Source organism: Herbaspirillum sp. NPDC087042 (assembly GCF_044745245.1).
Classification (GTDB): Bacteria; Pseudomonadota; Gammaproteobacteria; order Burkholderiales; family Burkholderiaceae_D; genus Herbaspirillum.
Map to the genome: position 1 here is coordinate 132586 of NZ_JBIUZW010000014.1, position 15420 is coordinate 148005.

Below are 15420 nucleotides of genomic sequence, written 5' to 3' on the forward strand. Positions count from 1 at the left end.
TTGGGTTTGTAGGTTTTGCTGTTTTGGGTGTTCTAGAGAAGTGAGTTTGGAAACAACGATGAATTATTCGGGCAAACACGTTCTGGTGCTCGGACTCGGTGAGTCCGGCCTGGCAATGGCGCGGTGGCTGGTCTACTGCGGCGCCGGCGTGCGTGTGGCCGATACCCGTGGCGAAGCGGCGCTGGCCGAGCGCCTGGCCGCCTTGCGCGCCGACGCTCCAGCAGCCGAGGCCGTGCTGGGTCAGGCGCTGTCGCCGGCCTTGCTGGAAGGTGTGGACTTTGTTGCGGTCAGCCCGGGCCTGGCGCCCGAGGGCGACCTGGCACCGCTGATGCCGGCCATCGCCGAGCGCGGCCTGCCGCTGTGGGGCGAGATCGAACTGTTCGCCCAGGCCCTGGCGGCCCTGCGTGAAGAGACCCTGTACCAGCCGAAGATCCTGGCCATCACCGGCACCAACGGCAAGACCACGGTGACCCGCCTGACTGGCCTGTTGTGCCAGCGCGCCGGCCTGTCGGTGCAGGTGGCCGGCAATATCAGCCCGGCCGCGCTGGATATGCTGCGTGAGGCGGTGATCCGGGACAAGGTCTTCCTGGCCGAATTGGCCGAGCAGGATGCGATCGCGGCCGCCCAGGCAGAAGCCGAGGCCGAAGCGCAGGCAGCACAGCAAGCCGTGCTGGACGCCCAGCTGGCTGCCGAAGCCGAGAAGCATCGCCGCGCCGCCGCCCGTATCGAGGAAGCCGCTGCCATTGCCATCCCGGTCGTTTCGACCGGACGCGCTGACGTGGTCGAACCAGCCGAGGAAGCCGCCCCCCAGCTGGACTTGCTGCAGGCCGCCGAGGAAGCGGACAGCACTGACCAGGCGCACGAGGTGGACGAGTCGGCAGTCGCAGCCGGCAGCGAAGATCAAGTAGTCGCCGAAGCGCAGACCGATGTCGAAGCGCCTGCCGCAGAGAACGTCGACCCTGCCGTCGAGGTCACGCTGGAAGTGGCCTCCGATGTGGTGCCGCAAGCCGAGCCCAGTGCCCCAGCCACCACTGGCGAGGCGATGAACCTGGGCGACTTCATGGAAGTCTCCCGCACCGCCGAGGAGGATGCGCTGGCCAACGTGCCCCCGCCACCCCCGCCAGAACCGGTCTATCGCGGCTCCATGCCGCAAGCCTGGGTGCTGGAATTGTCCAGCTTCCAGCTGCATACCACGCACAGCCTGCAAGCCGATGCGGCCACCGTGCTGAACCTGACCCAGGACCACCTGGACTGGCACGGCAGCATGGAGGCCTATGCCGCCGACAAGGCCCGCATCTTCGGTCAGGGTACCGTGCGCGTGCTCAACCGCGACGATGCACTGGTCATGGAAATGACGACTGCCGCCGCGCCCATCTCGACCTTCGGCCTGGACGAACCCGAGACCCCCAACAGCTTCGGCCTGGTCAATGACAACGGCATGCTGTGGCTGGCCAATGCCTTCGTCCATGAAGACGACGAAGTGCCGGAAGGCAAGCGCCGTCGCAAGCAGAAGGACATGCTGCCGCCGCCGGTGACCGTGAAGCGCCTCATGCCCGCCGACGCCCTCAAGATCCGTGGCGCCCACAACGCCATGAACGCGCTGGCCGCGCTGGCCCTGTGCCGCGCCGTCGACCTGCCGATGGCACCGCTGCTGCATGGCCTGCGCGACTATACCGGCGAACCGCATCGCGTCGAGCTGGTCGGTGTGATCCAGGAAGTGGATTACTACGACGACAGCAAGGGCACCAACGTCGGCGCCACCGTGGCGGCCTTGAATGGCCTGGGCCTGGGTGGCCGTCCCAATCGCATCGTGTTGATTGCCGGTGGCGATGGCAAGGGCCAGGACTTTTCGCCGCTGGATCTGCCGGTGCAGAAGTATGCGCGCACCGTGCTGCTGATCGGACGCGACGCCCCGGCCATCCGTGCGGCGCTGGCCGACAGCGGTGTCGAGCTGGTCGATTGCGCCAGCCTGGAACAGGCGGTGGAGCAGGCTGCTGCGATTGCGCAGTCGGGCGACATCGTGCTGCTGTCCCCGGCCTGTGCCAGCCTGGACATGTTCCGCAACTACGCTCATCGCGCCGAGGTCTTCGTGGACGCGGTGCGTGAGGTGGCGCTTTCCCGTGGCGAGGTGCTGGTATGAAACTGAACCTGTCTTCGATGCGCAACTGGCTGGGCGGCTTGAAAGAAGCAGCGCCGGTAGCGGCCGGGCGCGCGCGCGCCGGCCGTGGCAGCGCATCGGGCAGTGTCGGTTTCGAGCAGCGCTCGCGCATGATGGAATACGACCAGCCGCTGATCTGGGTGGTGTTGCTGCTGATGCTGTTCGGCATGGTGATGGTCTACTCGGCCTCGGTGGCCTTGCCGGATTCGCCCAAGTACGCCTCGTATTCGAATTATCACTTCCTGATCCGCCAGGCCATCTTCATCGTGCTCTCCATCGTCGCCGGTGCGGTCGCCTTCCGGGTGCGCATCGAGACCTGGCAGAAGTGGGCGCCCTACCTGTTCGCCATCACGATGATCCTGCTGCTGATGGTGCTGATCCCCGGCGTGGGCAAGGGCGTCAACGGCGCCAAGCGCTGGCTCTCGCTGAAGATCATCAACCTGCAGCCGTCCGAGCTGATGAAGTTGTTCATCGTCCTCTACGCCTCCGACTACACGGTGCGCAAGCAGGCCGTGATGCACAAGCTGCTCAAGGGCTTCGCGCCCATGGCCGTGGCCGTCGGCGTGGCAGGCCTGCTGCTGCTGCTGGAGCCCGACCTGGGCGCCTTCGGCGTGATCGCCTGCATCGCCATGGGCATCCTGTTCCTGGGCGGCATCAATGGCGTCTGGTTCGGTGGTATCGGCGCCACGCTGGTGGGGGTGTTCTCGCTGGTCATCATCAGTTCGCCATGGCGGCGCGAGCGTATCTTTGCCTACCTCAATCCCTGGGAAGAAGAAAATGCCCTGGGCAAGGCCTACCAGCTGTCGCACTCGCTGATCGCCTTCGGGCGTGGCGAGCTGTTCGGCGTGGGCCTGGGTGGCAGCGTGGAAAAACTGCACTACCTGCCCGAGGCGCACACCGACTTCCTGCTGGCCGTCATCGGCGAGGAGCTTGGCTTTGTCGGCGTGATGGTGGTGGTGCTGCTGTTCTACTGGCTGGTCAAGCACGCCTTCGAGATCGGCCGCCAGGCCATCGCCCTGGACCTGACCTTTGCCGGCCTGGTGGCCAAGGGCATCGGCATCTGGCTGGGCGTGCAAGCCTTCATCAACATGGGCGTGAACCTGGGCCTGCTGCCGACCAAGGGCCTGACCCTGCCGCTGATGAGCTATGGCGGTTCGGGCGTGCTGCTCAATTGCGTCGGCCTGGCCATCCTGTTGCGTATCGATTATGAAAACCGGGTCTTGATGCGCGGAGGTCGCCTATGAGCGCGCCGCGCAAACTGCTGATCATGGCGGCCGGTACCGGCGGCCATATCTTCCCTGGCCTGGCCATTGCCGACACCATGCGCGCACGCGGCTGGCAGGTCAGCTGGCTGGGCACCACCCACGGCATGGAGCGCGAGCTGGTGCCGCGCCATGGCGTGGAGATGGACAGCATCGTCTTCGCCGGCTTGCGTGGCAAGGGGCTGATGCATACGGTCAAGGGCGTGTGGCGCCTGGCGGCCAGTTTCTTGCGTTGCTTCAGCATCCTCGGACAGCGTCGTCCGGATGTGGTGCTGGGCATGGGTGGCTACGTCACCGTGCCCGGTGGCGCCATGGCCCGCCTGCGCGGCAAGCCGCTGGTGCTGGTCAATGCGGATGCGGCGCTGCTGCTGTCCAACAAGACCCTGACACCGCTGGCCGACAAGGTGCTGTTCGGCTTCCCGGCCGATTTCGGCCGTGCCGCCGGCAAGGCCGAAGTGACCGGCAATCCGGTGCGCCAGGAGATCATCGCCTTGCCGCTGCCGGCCCAGCGTTACGCCGGCCGCAGCGGCCCGTTGAAGATCCTGGTGGTGGGCGGCAGCCTCGGCGCCAAGGTATTGAATGACAACGTGCCCGCCGCACTGGCCCAGCTGCCGGCAGAAGTACGCCCGCAGGTCACGCACCAATCGGGCAAGCAGCATATCGAGGCCTTGCGGGCAGCCTACGCCAAGGCCGGCGTGCAGGCCGAGGTGGTCGATTTCATCGACGACATGCCGCGCCGCTATGCCGAGGCCGACCTGGTGATCTGTCGTGCCGGTGCCATCACGGTGTCCGAGCTGACGGCCGCCGGTGTGGCCAGCATCCTGGTGCCGCTGGCGGTCTCGACCACCTCGCACCAGATCGACAATGCCCGCTGGATGGCACAGAACAAGGCGGCGATTCACCTGCCGCAACGCGAACTGACGCCGGATCATCTGGCCGGTTTGCTCAAGCAACTGGACCGCGCTGCATGCCATGAGATGGCGCAGGCGGCGTACGAACAAGGCCGGCGCGATGCCAACGAGGCAATCGCGCGGGTGCTGGAAGGACTGGTAACACCATGAAGCATCGCGTCAAGAACATCCACTTCGTCGGCATCGGCGGCTCAGGCATGAGCGGCATCGCCGAAGTCTTGCTCAACCTCGGCTACGGCGTCTCGGGCTCCGACCTGGGCAGCAATGCCGCCACCCAGCGCCTGGCGCAGCTGGGAGCGGTCATCCGCCAGGGCCATGCGGCCGAGAACATCGACGGCGCCGACGCCATCGTCACCTCCACCGCCGTCAAGGGCGACAACCCGGAAGTGCTGGCCGCGCGCAAGAAGCACATCCCCATCGTCCCGCGTGCGGTGATGCTGGGCGAGCTGATGCGCCTGAAGAAGGGCATCGCCATTGCCGGCACCCACGGCAAGACCACCACCACCAGCCTGGTGGCCAGCGTGCTGGCGCAAGGCGGGCTGGATCCGACCTTCGTCATCGGTGGCCGCCTCACCAGCGCCGGCGCCAATGCCAAGCTGGGGACCGGTGAATTCATCGTGGCCGAGGCCGATGAATCGGACGCGTCCTTCCTGAACTTGATGCCGGTGATCGAAGTCATCACCAACATCGACGCCGACCACATGGAGACCTACAACCATGACTTCGCGCGCCTGAAGCAGGCCTTCGTCGAGTTCACCCAGCGCCTGCCCTTCTACGGCGTGGCGGTGGTCTGCCTGGACGACCCGCACGTGCGCGAGATCATGCCCATGATCTCCAAGCCCCTGCTGACCTATGGCTTCCATGAAGACGCCGACGTGCGCGCCATCGATGCAAGGGCGGTCGAGGGCCACATGGAATTCACGGTGATCCAGGACGGCTTCGCGCCCATGCAGGTGAGCCTGAACCAGCCCGGCATGCACAATGTGCAGAACGCCTGCGCCGCCATCGCCATTGCGCGCGAACTGGACGTGGACGATGCCGCCACCCAGAAGGCACTGACCGAATTCAACGGCGTGGGCCGTCGCTTCACCCGCTATGGCGAGGTGCCGATCACCGATGCGCAGGGCAATGCCGCCGGGCATTTCACGCTGGTGGACGACTACGGTCACCATCCGGTCGAGACCGCCGCCACCATCGCCGCCGCCCGTGGCGCCTATCCGGGCCGCCGCTTGGTGCTGGCTTTCCAGCCGCATCGCTATACCCGTACGCGCGACCTGTTCGAGGATTTCGTCAAGGTGCTGTCCTCGCCGGACGTGCTGGTGCTGGCCGAGGTGTATTCGGCCGGTGAAGCCCCCATCGTGGCCGCCGATGGCCGTTCGCTGGCGCATGCGCTGCGCGCGGCCGGCAAGGTCGAGCCGGTCTTCGTGGACGATATCGCCAACATGCCGGACACCATCCGCAACGTGGTGCGCGACGGCGACGTGGTCATGACCATGGGCGCCGGATCGATTTCGGCGGTGCCGGGTCGCCTGGTGGCCCAGGCTGGCGTCAAGAATGAACAGGGGGCCGCATGATCAGCCAGGAACAGATCAAGGCCTTTGGCCGCGTGGGTGTGCTCTTCGGCGGCCGTTCGGCCGAGCGCGAAGTGTCGCTGATGTCCGGCAACGGCGTGCTGCAGGCCTTGCGCAGCAAGGGCGTGGATGCCCATCCCTTCGACCCGGGCGTACGTTCGCTGGGCGAATTGCAGGCCGAGAAGTTCGATCGCGTCTTCATCGCCCTGCATGGCCGCTATGGTGAGGACGGCACCCTGCAAGGCGCGCTGGAGCAGATGGGCCTGCCTTATACCGGCCCGGGCGTGATGGCCTCCAGCATCGCCATGGACAAGGTCATGACCAAGCGGGTCTGGCTCTCCTACGGCTTGCCCACGCCGCGGTTTGCCGTGCTCGACGCCCGTGCCACCAGTCGCGAGCAATTGCGCGTGGTCCCCGATGAGCTGGGCTTGCCGCTGATGCTGAAGGCACCGCACGAGGGGTCCACCATCGGCATCGCCAGGGTCAACGGCTATTCCGACATGCAGGAAGGCTTCGACCTGTGCGCCCGCTACGACAGCGTGGTACTGGCCGAGGAATTCATCCGTGGTCGCGAGCTGACCGTGCCGGTGCTGGGTGCGGGCCGCGAGGCGCGTGCGCTGCCGGTCATCGAGATCTGCGCACCGGAAGGCAACTACGACTACCAGAACAAGTATTTCACCGACGTCACGCAATATTTCTGCCCGGCGCCGCTGGACGAGGAACTGACACGCCACATCCAGGATCTGGCGGTACAGGCCTTCAATGCGCTGGGTTGCCGTGGCTGGGGCCGGGTCGACTTCATGCTGCGCGGAAGCGCCGGCAAGGCCGAACCCTACCTCATCGAGATCAACACCTCGCCCGGCATGACCGGTCATTCGCTGGTGCCGATGGCGGCCAAGGCGCTGGGCATGAGTTACGAAGACCTGTGCTGCGAGATCCTGCAGATGGCCGCATTGGATATGCGTCCGTCCAAGGACTGGACGCCGCAGGCGGGTCAGTCGTGATGGTACGGGTTTAAGGGAGCGCGCGCGTCGATGTGGCAGGACGTCAAGATGCTCAACGCCATCAGCAATGCGCTCATCGCGCTGGCGCTGGTGGCCCTGGTGGCATCCGGTTTGTGGTGGGTGGCGCAGCGGCCGATGTTTACGCTGCACACGATACGCATAGAGAGTGCCGGCGAGTTGCCGCTGGAGAAGGTCAATGCGTTGACGGTGCGGGCGACCGCGGTGCCGCGCATCCACGGCAACTTCTTCACGGCTGATCTGACGGCCGTGCGGGCTGCCTTCGAAGCGGTGCCCTGGGTGCGCAAGGCGATGGTGCGGCGCGAATGGCCGGACCGGCTGGTGGTGAAGATCGAGGAACATCGTGCCCTGGGTACCTGGGGCGAGGATGGCAAGTTGTTGTCGCAGAAGGGCGATGTCTTCACCGCCAACCTGGCCGAGGCCGAGGACGACGGTGATCTGCTGGAGTTCGATGGCCCGCCCGGCAGCGAGAAGCAGGTGGTGGCAAGGCTGGAGCAGTTCCGCCAGTGGTTTGCGCCCATGAAGCTGGAGCCGGAGTCGCTGGTGCTGTCCAACCGCTATGCCTGGACGGTGCGACTGGACAACGGCATGACCGTCGAACTGGGGCGTGACCAGGGCGATGCGGTACTGAAGGATCGTATTGCGCGACTGGCGGCGGTGTATCCGCAGTTGCTGGAAAGATTGCAGGGCAAGATAGAGAGCGTCGACTTGCGCTATCCCAACGGGATGGCGCTCAAGGCGGATGGAATGGTGCTGGCGGCATTGAACGGGAAAAAGAAATAAGCGGAACGATATGACAAAAGACGCAAAGAATCTGATCGTCGGCCTCGACATCGGCACCGCCAAGGTGGTGGCGGTGGTCGCCGAGGTGTTGCCCGACGGCCGCCATGAGGTCATCGGGCTGGGGCAGGCTGACTCCAAGGGGCTCAAGAAGGGGGTGGTGGTCAACATCGAGGCGACCGTCGAATCCATCCAGCGCGCCCTGGAAGAGGCCGAGCTGATGGCCGACTGCAAGATCCGCAATGTCTATACCGGCATTGCCGGCAGCCACATCCGCAGCTTCAATTCCAGCGGCATGGTGGCCATCAAGGACAAGGAAGTCACGGCGGCCGATGTCTCGCGCGTGATCGAGACCGCCAAGGCGGTCAACATCCCGACCGACCAGCAATTGCTGCATACCGTGCCGCAGGAATTCATCGTCGACAACCAGGAAGACGTGCGCGAGCCCATCGGCATGAGCGGCATCCGCCTGGAAGTGAAGGTGCATATCGTCACCGGCGCGGTGTCGGCGGTGCAGAACATCGTCAAGTGCGTGCGCCGTTGTGGCCTGGAAGTGTCGGACCTGATCCTGCAGCCGATGGCCTCGGCCGATTCGGTGCTGACCACCGACGAGCGCGAACTGGGCGTGGTGCTGGTCGATATCGGTGGCGGTACCACCGACGTGGCCGTGTTCACCGAGGGGGCGATCCGCCATACGGCCGTGATCCCCATCGCCGGCGACCAGATCACCAACGACATCGCCATGGCGCTGCGCACGCCCACGCTGGAGGCCGAGGAAATCAAGCTGCGCTATGGCGTGGCCAAGCAAATCCTGGCCGATCCGACCGAGACGCTGGAAGTGCCGGGCCTGGGTGACCGCAATCCGCGCACCCTGTCGCGCCAGGCACTGGCGGCCGTCATCGAGCCGCGCGTGGAAGAACTGTTTGCGCTGGTGCACCAGGTGGTGCGCGAGTCGGGCTACGAAGAAGTGCTGTCCTCGGGCATCGTCCTCACCGGCGGCTCGGCGATGATGCCCGGCATGACCGAGCTGGCCGAAGATATCTTCTTGAAGCCGGCCCGCCTGGGCACCCCCGAATACAGCGGCCAGCTGGCCGACGTGGTGCGCAGCCCGCGCTACGCGACCGTGCTGGGCCTGCTGCAGGAAGCCAAGAAGCAATACCTGCGCGGTTACATCGTGACCCGCCAGGAAGGTTCGGTGAAGGCAGTCTGGCAGCGCATGAAGGAATGGTTCCTGGGTAATTTCTGAGGATCAGGGTATTCGCGCCGGGAGGTAGCAGGCGCGAATGCATCAGGATGTAAGAGTTTGGTAGTCCATGATTCAACAGCGGTAAGGTTCAAGCAGTAAAAGATTTATAAAAAGCGGCAGTAATACGTAGCAATTCCGCAGCAAAATCGCAGGATGGTTTTTTTAGAATAGCGGTATCAACCGGTTTGAACGGATAGTCGTCAGATCGCAGTGGTCAGTTGCTAGTCGTCACATCGCGTGATGCCTATCAACTGCCAGCTGCAGGACACATATATTTAAAGGAGTCATCATGGAAATCGATATGGTCGACAATGCTACGCTGGGGACGATCATCAAGGTCGTGGGCGTTGGCGGTGCTGGCGGCAATGCCGTGCAGCACATGATCAACAAGGGTGTGTCCGGCGTGGAGTTCATCGCCGCCAACACCGATGCACAGGCGCTGAAGCAGTCCAAGGCGCATAACGTGATCCAGATCGGGGACACCGGTCTGGGTGCAGGCATGCAGCCGGACGTCGGCCGCCGCCTGGCCGAGGAAACCCGTGCACGCATCGAGGATTCGCTGCGCGGCGCGCACATGGTCTTCATCGCCGCCGGCATGGGCGGTGGCACCGGCACGGGCGCTGCACCCGTGGTGGCGCAGGTGGCCAAGTCGCTGGGCGCACTGACCGTGGCCGTGGTCTCCAAGCCCTTCTCCTACGAAGGCCAGAAGTGCATGGACATCGCCGACGCCGGTCTGGAAGAGCTGACCCAGCACGTGGATTCGCTGATCATCATCCTGAACGAGAAGCTCGAGGAGATCTACGAAGACGACAGCATGATCGAATGGCTGTCCCACGCCGATGACGTGCTCAACAATGCCGTCGCCGGTATCGCCGAGATCATCAATGTGCCGGGTCACATCAACGTCGACTTCAACGACGTCAAGACCATCATGGGCGAGCAGGGCAAGGCCATGATGGGTACCGCGACCGCCGCAGGTGTGGACCGCGCCCGCGTGGCCGCCGAGCAGGCCGTGGCTTCGCCGCTGCTGGATGGCATCGACCTGTCCGGCGCGCGCGGCGTGCTGGTCAACGTGACCGCCAGCCGTGGCCTGAAGGGTAAGGAAATCAAGGAAGTGATGGCGACCGTGCGTGCCTTCGCCGCTCCTGACGCTTCCATCGCCCAGGGCATCGCCTACGACGACAGCATGGGCGACGAGATCCGCGTCACCGTGGTGGCGACCGGCCTGGGCCGCGCCCGCAAGGCCGTGCAACTGGTGCAGACCCCGGTCATGCGTACCGGTACCCACAACGAACCCCTGATGGCCACCGGTGCCATCGCCCAGCAAGGTGTGGCGCAAGCTGCTGCGCCTGCCTTCGGCGGCCTGAAGGCCCCGGCCGTGTGGCGTCGCGAGTCGGCTTCCGACACCGTGCGCGCGCTGGAAAAGAACGGCATGGAAACCTACGACATCCCGGCCTTCCTGCGCAAGCAGGCGGACTAAGCTGTCGTTACCGGTACCGGCTTGCGCAATCGAAGCAGGCCGGCCGGTTCCAAGGCATACTAACGCCGCGCCTCGTGCGCGGCGTTTTTTTGCGCGGCGCTCCGGCAACGCGACTGTCCGCCGCACGATGTGGGCAGGATCATCACCCCCATCAGCTCTATTCATACAACCAGACGAGGAAACCACCATGACCATCAAGATCGGCGACCGCCTGCCGGAAGGCACCCTGACCGAATTCATCGAAACCGAGACCGAAGGTTGCAGCCTGGGCCCGAACGCCTTCAAGGTGTCCGACCTGGTCAAGGGCAAGAAGATCGCCCTGTTCGCGCTGCCCGGCGCCTACACCCCGACCTGTTCGGCCAAGCATGTGCCGGGCTATATCGCCCTGGCCGATCAGTTCAAGGCCAAGGGCATCGATGAGATCTGGTGCCTGTCGGTCAACGACGCCTTCGTCATGGGCGCCTGGGGCCGTGACCAGAAGGCCACCGGCATCGTGCGCATGTTCGGTGACGGCAGCGCCACCTTCACCAAGGCGCTGGGCATGGAGTTCGACCTGACCGAACGCAACATGGGCGTGCGCTCGCAGCGCTACTCGATGCTGCTGGAGGACGGCGTGGTCAAGCAACTGAACCTGGAAGCCCCGGGCAAGTTCGAGGTCTCCAACGCCGAGACGCTGCTGGGCCAGCTGGGCTGAGCAGGTTTTCCTGGCACCACGAAGACGGCATGCTGCGGCATGCCGTTTTTCTTGCCGGAAATGATTTACACCTGCCCATGGCGGCCTGACATGCTACTGACGGGCTTTACAGACGGGAACGATTTGCAACAACTCTCCCGGCCGCCGGGCCGGGGCAGGGGTATCTTGGCTATAATGAGCGGATGTTGAAACAGCGCACAATCAAGAATCTGGTCAAGACCACCGGCGTGGGACTGCACTCCGGCACCAAGGTCGAGCTCACCCTGCGTCCGGCCGCGCCCGATACCGGCATCATCTTCCGTCGCGTGGATCTCGATCCCGTGATCGAGCTGCCCATGATCGCCACCGGCGTGGGCGACACCCGCATGGCCTCGACCCTGACCAAGGATGGCGCCAAGGTCTCCACCGTCGAGCACCTGCTGTCGGCCTGTGCCGGCCTGGGCATCGACAACCTCTACATCGACCTGACCGCCGAGGAAATCCCCATCATGGATGGCTCGGCGTCCTCGTTCGTGTTCCTGCTGCAGCAGGCCGGCCTGCAGGAGCAGGAAGCCGCCAAGAAATTCATCCGCGTCAAGAAACCCGTGGAAGTGCGCGAAGGCACGGGCGACAAGGAGAAGTGGGCGCGTCTGGAACCCTATGACGGTTTCCGCCTGAAGTTCTTCATCGAATTCAACCATCCCGCCGTGGATGGGACCGGCCAGGTGGCCGAGGTCGATTTCGGCATCGACTCCTACGTCAAGGAAATCGCCCGCGCGCGTACCTTCGGCTTCATGCAGGACGTGGAAACCCTGCGTGGCATGGGCCTGGCACGTGGCGGCTCGTTCGAGAACGCCATCGTCATGGATGAATACCGCATCCTCAACGCCGATGGCCTGCGCTACGACAACGAGTTCGTGCGCCACAAGATCCTGGACGCCATCGGTGACCTCTACATCATCGGCCATCCGCTGCTGGCCAGCTATGACGCCCACAAGTCCGGCCACGGCCTGAACAACCTGCTGCTGCGCGAATTGCTGAGCCAGCCCGACGCCTACGAGATCGTCAGCTTCGACTCGCTGGAACAGGCTCCGCGCACCTACGTGATGCAGGCCAAGCAGGAGTGGGCGCTGAACTGAGCCCTGGATGACGGCACCATTGCAGGCGTGCCATCGATGCCGAACTGCTGTTGGATGACAGACAAACGCCCCGGGCGAGACCGGGGCGTTTTCTTTTTGATACGACAAATGATGTAAATTTTTTACGAGAAAACAGAAAGCTTCGAAAGTTTTCTACTTTCTCTCGGGAAATGGCTGGCCTTCTCCCAACTGTTCGGCCGATGCGCGGACCTGGCGGCGCCGTAACATGCTGTCGATGGCGTCCTTGAGGCCTTGGCTGCGCGGGTCAGTGGCCAGCGTTGAACTGAGTTCGGCGAAGGAGGAGAGGGCATTGTCGGTCAGTTCCAGGACCCGCTTCGGTGCCGGCGGCGGGGTGATCTTGCCAACTTGCACTTTGATTCGGATTGAATTAACCTGCCATCCGTCCTTCTGCAGGCGGTCCTGCAGCCTGGGGGCTTGTTGCTTGAGCCGGGCCGCCATGGCTGCATTGGGCGCACTCATGACCAGTACGCCGGCTTCGAAATGCAGGATCTGGCAAGCATCAAACATCGCCGGCAAGGCTGCTGCAACCGATTGCTGCAGCTTGCCCATGCGAGCCAGGGCGGGCAGGAGCGCCGCCATCGTCGTATTCGACTGCAAGAAATCCGCGGCTCCCTTGGTGCTCCTCGCCATGCGTTGAGCACTCGTGAGAGCAGGCCGATAAGGGGTGAACGTAGATGGGTACTTCATCTTTAAACCTTATCACATCCGGTGCTTGACCGGCCGGAGACCAAGGAGCAAAGATGCAAATTATCCTGTTGCACCCCCGATTCACCAAGGCCCGCTCGGTCACGCTGGGCACGCGCCACCTGATGTTGCTGATGTTGCTGCTGACCCTGGTGGTGGCCGGCAGCTCGATGCTGATCTCCTATCTCCTGCTGCGCCAGGCGGGCGACCCCGATGCCTCGCCCATGCTGCACAAGCTGGCCGTGGCCATGAGCCAGGAAGAAGACGACCGCAAGGAAAAATACCTCAAGGAAAACCTGGCCATGATGGCCGTCAAGGTTGGCGAGATGCAGGCCCAGATGATGCGCCTGGATGCGCTGGGCGAGCGGGTGCAGGGCCTGGCCGGCATCCGTCCGGAAGAATTCAATTTCAAGGAGTCGCCCGGCCGTGGCGGCGCCGAAGTCTCCAGCCTGGCCGGTCCCGGGCGTGACGTCGGCATGGATGAGTTGCGCCGCATGCTGGACAACCTGGTCGTGGACGCCGGCCATCGTACCGACTACCTCAACGCCGTCGAATCCACCCTGATGGGTGACAAGATCAAGTCGCGCCTGCTGCCGACCAACCAGCCGGTCAATGTGGCCTACAACTCGTCCAGCTTTGGCTGGCGCCTCGATCCCTTCACCGGTCACAACGCCTTCCATGAAGGCCTGGACTTCCCGGCCCCGGTGGGGACCCGCATCGTGGCCGCTGCCGCCGGGGTGGTGATTGCCTCGGAATACCATTATCAGTTCGGCAACATGCTGGAAATCGACCACGGCAATAACATCATCACCCGCTATGCCCACGCCTCGCGCCTGTATGTGAAGGTGGGGGATATCGTCAAGCGCGGCCAGCACGTGGCCGACGTCGGTTCCACCGGTCGCTCGACCGGTTCCCACCTGCACTTCGAGGTGAGGATCCGGGGCATCGCCCAGGATCCGCGCAAGTTCCTGGCCCTGGGCGCCAACGGCGGCAACCAGCCCAAGCAGATGCCGGTCTTCGTGGCCGGCCGCTGAGTCCGGGAGCGTCCTGCTGCCCGTTTGTGCCGGTGCAGCATTTTTTGCCATTGAAACCCTGAAAACCCGCCCGATCTAAGGCGAATGCGGCTTGTTGTCGGCCTGGAAAGCCATCGCCACAGGCCTGCATGCTAGAATCCATGGTTTATTTTCGGGCGTTTTCGGCCGGTATCCCCGTCCGGGTGCCAAACGTCTGCCTGCCGGATCGTTCATCGGCGCTTTTATAGAATCCAAGCATGTCATTCCTGACCAAGATTTTCGGCAGCCGTAATCAGCGACTGCTCAAACAATATCAAAAAATCGTCCGCCAGATTAATGCGCTGGAGCCGTCGGTCGAGAAGCTGACCGACGCCGAACTGCAAGCCAAGACGCCCGAATTCAAGCAGCGCATCGCCGGTGGCGAGGCGCTCGATGCCATCCTGCCAGAAGCCTTTGCGGTCTGCCGCGAAGCCAGCCGCCGCGTACTGAAGATGCGCCACTTCGACGTCCAGCTGATCGGCGGCATGGCGCTGCACTTCGGCAAGATCGCCGAAATGCGCACCGGCGAGGGTAAGACCCTGATGGCGACCCTGCCGGCTTACCTCAATGCACTGGCCGGCAAGGGCGTGCACGTGGTGACCGTGAACGACTACCTGGCACAGCGCGACGCCGACGAAATGGGCGTGCTCTACAGCTGGCTGGGCCTGACTACCGGCGTGAACCTGTCGCAGATGGAGCACGACGTCAAGCAGGAAGCCTACGCCGCCGACATCACCTACGGTACCAACAACGAGTTCGGTTTCGACTACCTGCGCGACAACATGGTCTTCGACGCCGACGACCGCGTGCAGCGCAGCCTCAATTTCGCCATCGTCGACGAAGTGGACTCCATCCTCATCGACGAAGCGCGTACCCCGCTGATCATCTCCGGCCAGGCCGAGAACCACACCGAGCTGTACCACAAGATGAATGCGGTGCCGCCGCTGCTGACCCTGCAGATCGGCGAGGAAACGCCGGACGGCAAGGGCAAGGTCGAAGTCCCGGGTGACTACACCAAGGACGAGAAGAGCCACCAGGTGCTCCTGACCGAAGCCGGCCACGACAAGGCCGAGCAGATCCTGACCCAGATGGGCCTCTTGCCCGAAGGCGCGTCGCTCTATGACGCCGCCAACATCACCCTGATCCACCACCTGTATGCCGCCCTGCGCGCCCATACCCTGTATCACCGCGACCAGCATTACGTGGTGCAGAACGGTGAAGTGGTGATCGTCGATGAATTCACCGGCCGTCTGATGACGGGCCGCCGCTGGTCCGATGGCCTGCACCAGGCCGTCGAAGCCAAGGAAGGCGTGAAGATCCAGAACGAGAACCAGACCCTGGCCTCGATAACATTTCTGAAGTTCGTCGTGTTGTTTTAGATTGTGTACGGATTTTTAGTTATGGGTGTTAGCGTTTTCTTT

General features: G+C 63.9%; 12 protein-coding genes and 1 pseudogene. 12 read left to right on the forward strand and 1 reads right to left on the reverse strand.

All coding sequences use genetic code 11. The features are described 5' to 3' along the window. Positions 1 to 58 precede the first annotated feature (58 nt). The 10 genes from murD (at position 59) to lpxC (ending at position 12242) form a co-directional block, all read left to right on the forward strand. Entirely contained in the window at positions 59 to 2140 is a 2082-nt protein-coding gene (gene murD / locus ACIPHN_RS18960) for a UDP-N-acetylmuramoyl-L-alanine--D-glutamate ligase (protein ID WP_400438594.1), read from the forward strand. After that, entirely contained in the window at positions 2137 to 3402 is a 1266-nt protein-coding gene (ftsW, locus tag ACIPHN_RS18965; protein WP_400438597.1) for a putative lipid II flippase FtsW, read from the forward strand. Before murD ends, ftsW begins: the two co-directional genes overlap by 4 nt. Then, positions 3399 to 4481, forward strand: coding sequence for an undecaprenyldiphospho-muramoylpentapeptide beta-N-acetylglucosaminyltransferase (gene murG, locus ACIPHN_RS18970; RefSeq protein ID WP_400438600.1), 1083 nt, complete (start codon positions 3399 to 3401; stop codon positions 4479 to 4481). The genes ftsW and murG overlap by 4 nt, the downstream gene beginning before the upstream one ends. After that, positions 4478 to 5905, forward strand: a complete 1428-nt coding sequence (murC, locus tag ACIPHN_RS18975; protein ID WP_400438603.1) for a UDP-N-acetylmuramate--L-alanine ligase — start codon at positions 4478 to 4480, stop codon at positions 5903 to 5905. The genes murG and murC overlap by 4 nt, the downstream gene beginning before the upstream one ends. Beyond that, on the forward strand, positions 5902 to 6906 hold the full coding sequence (locus ACIPHN_RS18980; protein ID WP_400438605.1) for a D-alanine--D-alanine ligase: 1005 nt from the start codon (positions 5902 to 5904) through the stop codon (positions 6904 to 6906). Before murC ends, ACIPHN_RS18980 begins: the two co-directional genes overlap by 4 nt. 30 nt (positions 6907 to 6936) lie before the next feature. Beyond that, a complete protein-coding gene (locus tag ACIPHN_RS18985; protein WP_400438608.1) occupies positions 6937 to 7707 on the forward strand; it encodes a cell division protein FtsQ/DivIB in 771 nt (256 codons plus the stop codon). Positions 7708 to 7717: 10 nt separating this feature from the next. Beyond that, positions 7718 to 8950, forward strand: a complete 1233-nt coding sequence (gene ftsA, locus ACIPHN_RS18990) for a cell division protein FtsA (protein WP_198982536.1) — start codon at positions 7718 to 7720, stop codon at positions 8948 to 8950. A 289-nt stretch (positions 8951 to 9239) separates the two neighbouring features. Next, on the forward strand, positions 9240 to 10430 hold the full coding sequence (gene ftsZ, locus ACIPHN_RS18995) for a cell division protein FtsZ (protein WP_198982537.1): 1191 nt from the start codon (positions 9240 to 9242) through the stop codon (positions 10428 to 10430). A gap of 187 nt (positions 10431 to 10617) precedes the next feature. Then, a complete protein-coding gene (locus ACIPHN_RS19000; RefSeq protein ID WP_400438612.1) occupies positions 10618 to 11124 on the forward strand; it encodes a peroxiredoxin in 507 nt (168 codons plus the stop codon). A 182-nt stretch (positions 11125 to 11306) separates the two neighbouring features. Beyond that, positions 11307 to 12242 (forward strand): UDP-3-O-acyl-N-acetylglucosamine deacetylase, encoded by a 936-nt coding sequence (lpxC, locus tag ACIPHN_RS19005; RefSeq protein ID WP_400438615.1) that lies wholly within the window; start codon positions 11307 to 11309, stop codon positions 12240 to 12242. A gap of 153 nt (positions 12243 to 12395) precedes the next feature. Here the strand turns inward: lpxC and ACIPHN_RS19010 are convergent, their stop codons facing one another. Further along, positions 12396 to 12950, reverse strand: a complete 555-nt coding sequence (locus ACIPHN_RS19010) for a DciA family protein (RefSeq protein ID WP_400438618.1) — start codon at positions 12948 to 12950, stop codon at positions 12396 to 12398. Between the two features lie 53 nt (positions 12951 to 13003). On the opposite strand from ACIPHN_RS19010, the gene ACIPHN_RS19015 reads away from it, so the two are divergent. Next, a complete protein-coding gene (locus tag ACIPHN_RS19015) occupies positions 13004 to 13981 on the forward strand; it encodes a M23 family metallopeptidase (RefSeq protein ID WP_400438621.1) in 978 nt (325 codons plus the stop codon). 236 nt (positions 13982 to 14217) lie between these two features. After that, a pseudogene (locus ACIPHN_RS19020) lies at positions 14218 to 15358 on the forward strand (DEAD/DEAH box helicase); the annotation flags it as partial. Positions 15359 to 15420 lie beyond the last annotated feature (62 nt).

Bases quoted from the DNA above. Each gene is read 5' to 3' on its own strand.
- murD (WP_400438594.1), top strand. From the start codon at position 59: ATGAATTATTCGGGCAAACACGTTCTGGTGCTCGGACTCGGTGAGTCC.
- ftsW (WP_400438597.1), top strand. From the start codon at position 2,137: ATGAAACTGAACCTGTCTTCGATGCGCAACTGGCTGGGCGGCTTGAAA.
- murG (WP_400438600.1), top strand. From the start codon at position 3,399: ATGAGCGCGCCGCGCAAACTGCTGATCATGGCGGCCGGTACCGGCGGC.
- murC (WP_400438603.1), top strand. From the start codon at position 4,478: ATGAAGCATCGCGTCAAGAACATCCACTTCGTCGGCATCGGCGGCTCA.
- ACIPHN_RS18980 (WP_400438605.1), top strand. From the start codon at position 5,902: ATGATCAGCCAGGAACAGATCAAGGCCTTTGGCCGCGTGGGTGTGCTC.
- ACIPHN_RS18985 (WP_400438608.1), top strand. From the start codon at position 6,937: ATGTGGCAGGACGTCAAGATGCTCAACGCCATCAGCAATGCGCTCATC.
- ftsA (WP_198982536.1), top strand. From the start codon at position 7,718: ATGACAAAAGACGCAAAGAATCTGATCGTCGGCCTCGACATCGGCACC.
- ftsZ (WP_198982537.1), top strand. From the start codon at position 9,240: ATGGAAATCGATATGGTCGACAATGCTACGCTGGGGACGATCATCAAG.
- ACIPHN_RS19000 (WP_400438612.1), top strand. From the start codon at position 10,618: ATGACCATCAAGATCGGCGACCGCCTGCCGGAAGGCACCCTGACCGAA.
- lpxC (WP_400438615.1), top strand. From the start codon at position 11,307: ATGTTGAAACAGCGCACAATCAAGAATCTGGTCAAGACCACCGGCGTG.
- ACIPHN_RS19010 (WP_400438618.1), bottom strand. From the start codon at position 12,950: ATGAAGTACCCATCTACGTTCACCCCTTATCGGCCTGCTCTCACGAGT.
- ACIPHN_RS19015 (WP_400438621.1), top strand. From the start codon at position 13,004: ATGCAAATTATCCTGTTGCACCCCCGATTCACCAAGGCCCGCTCGGTC.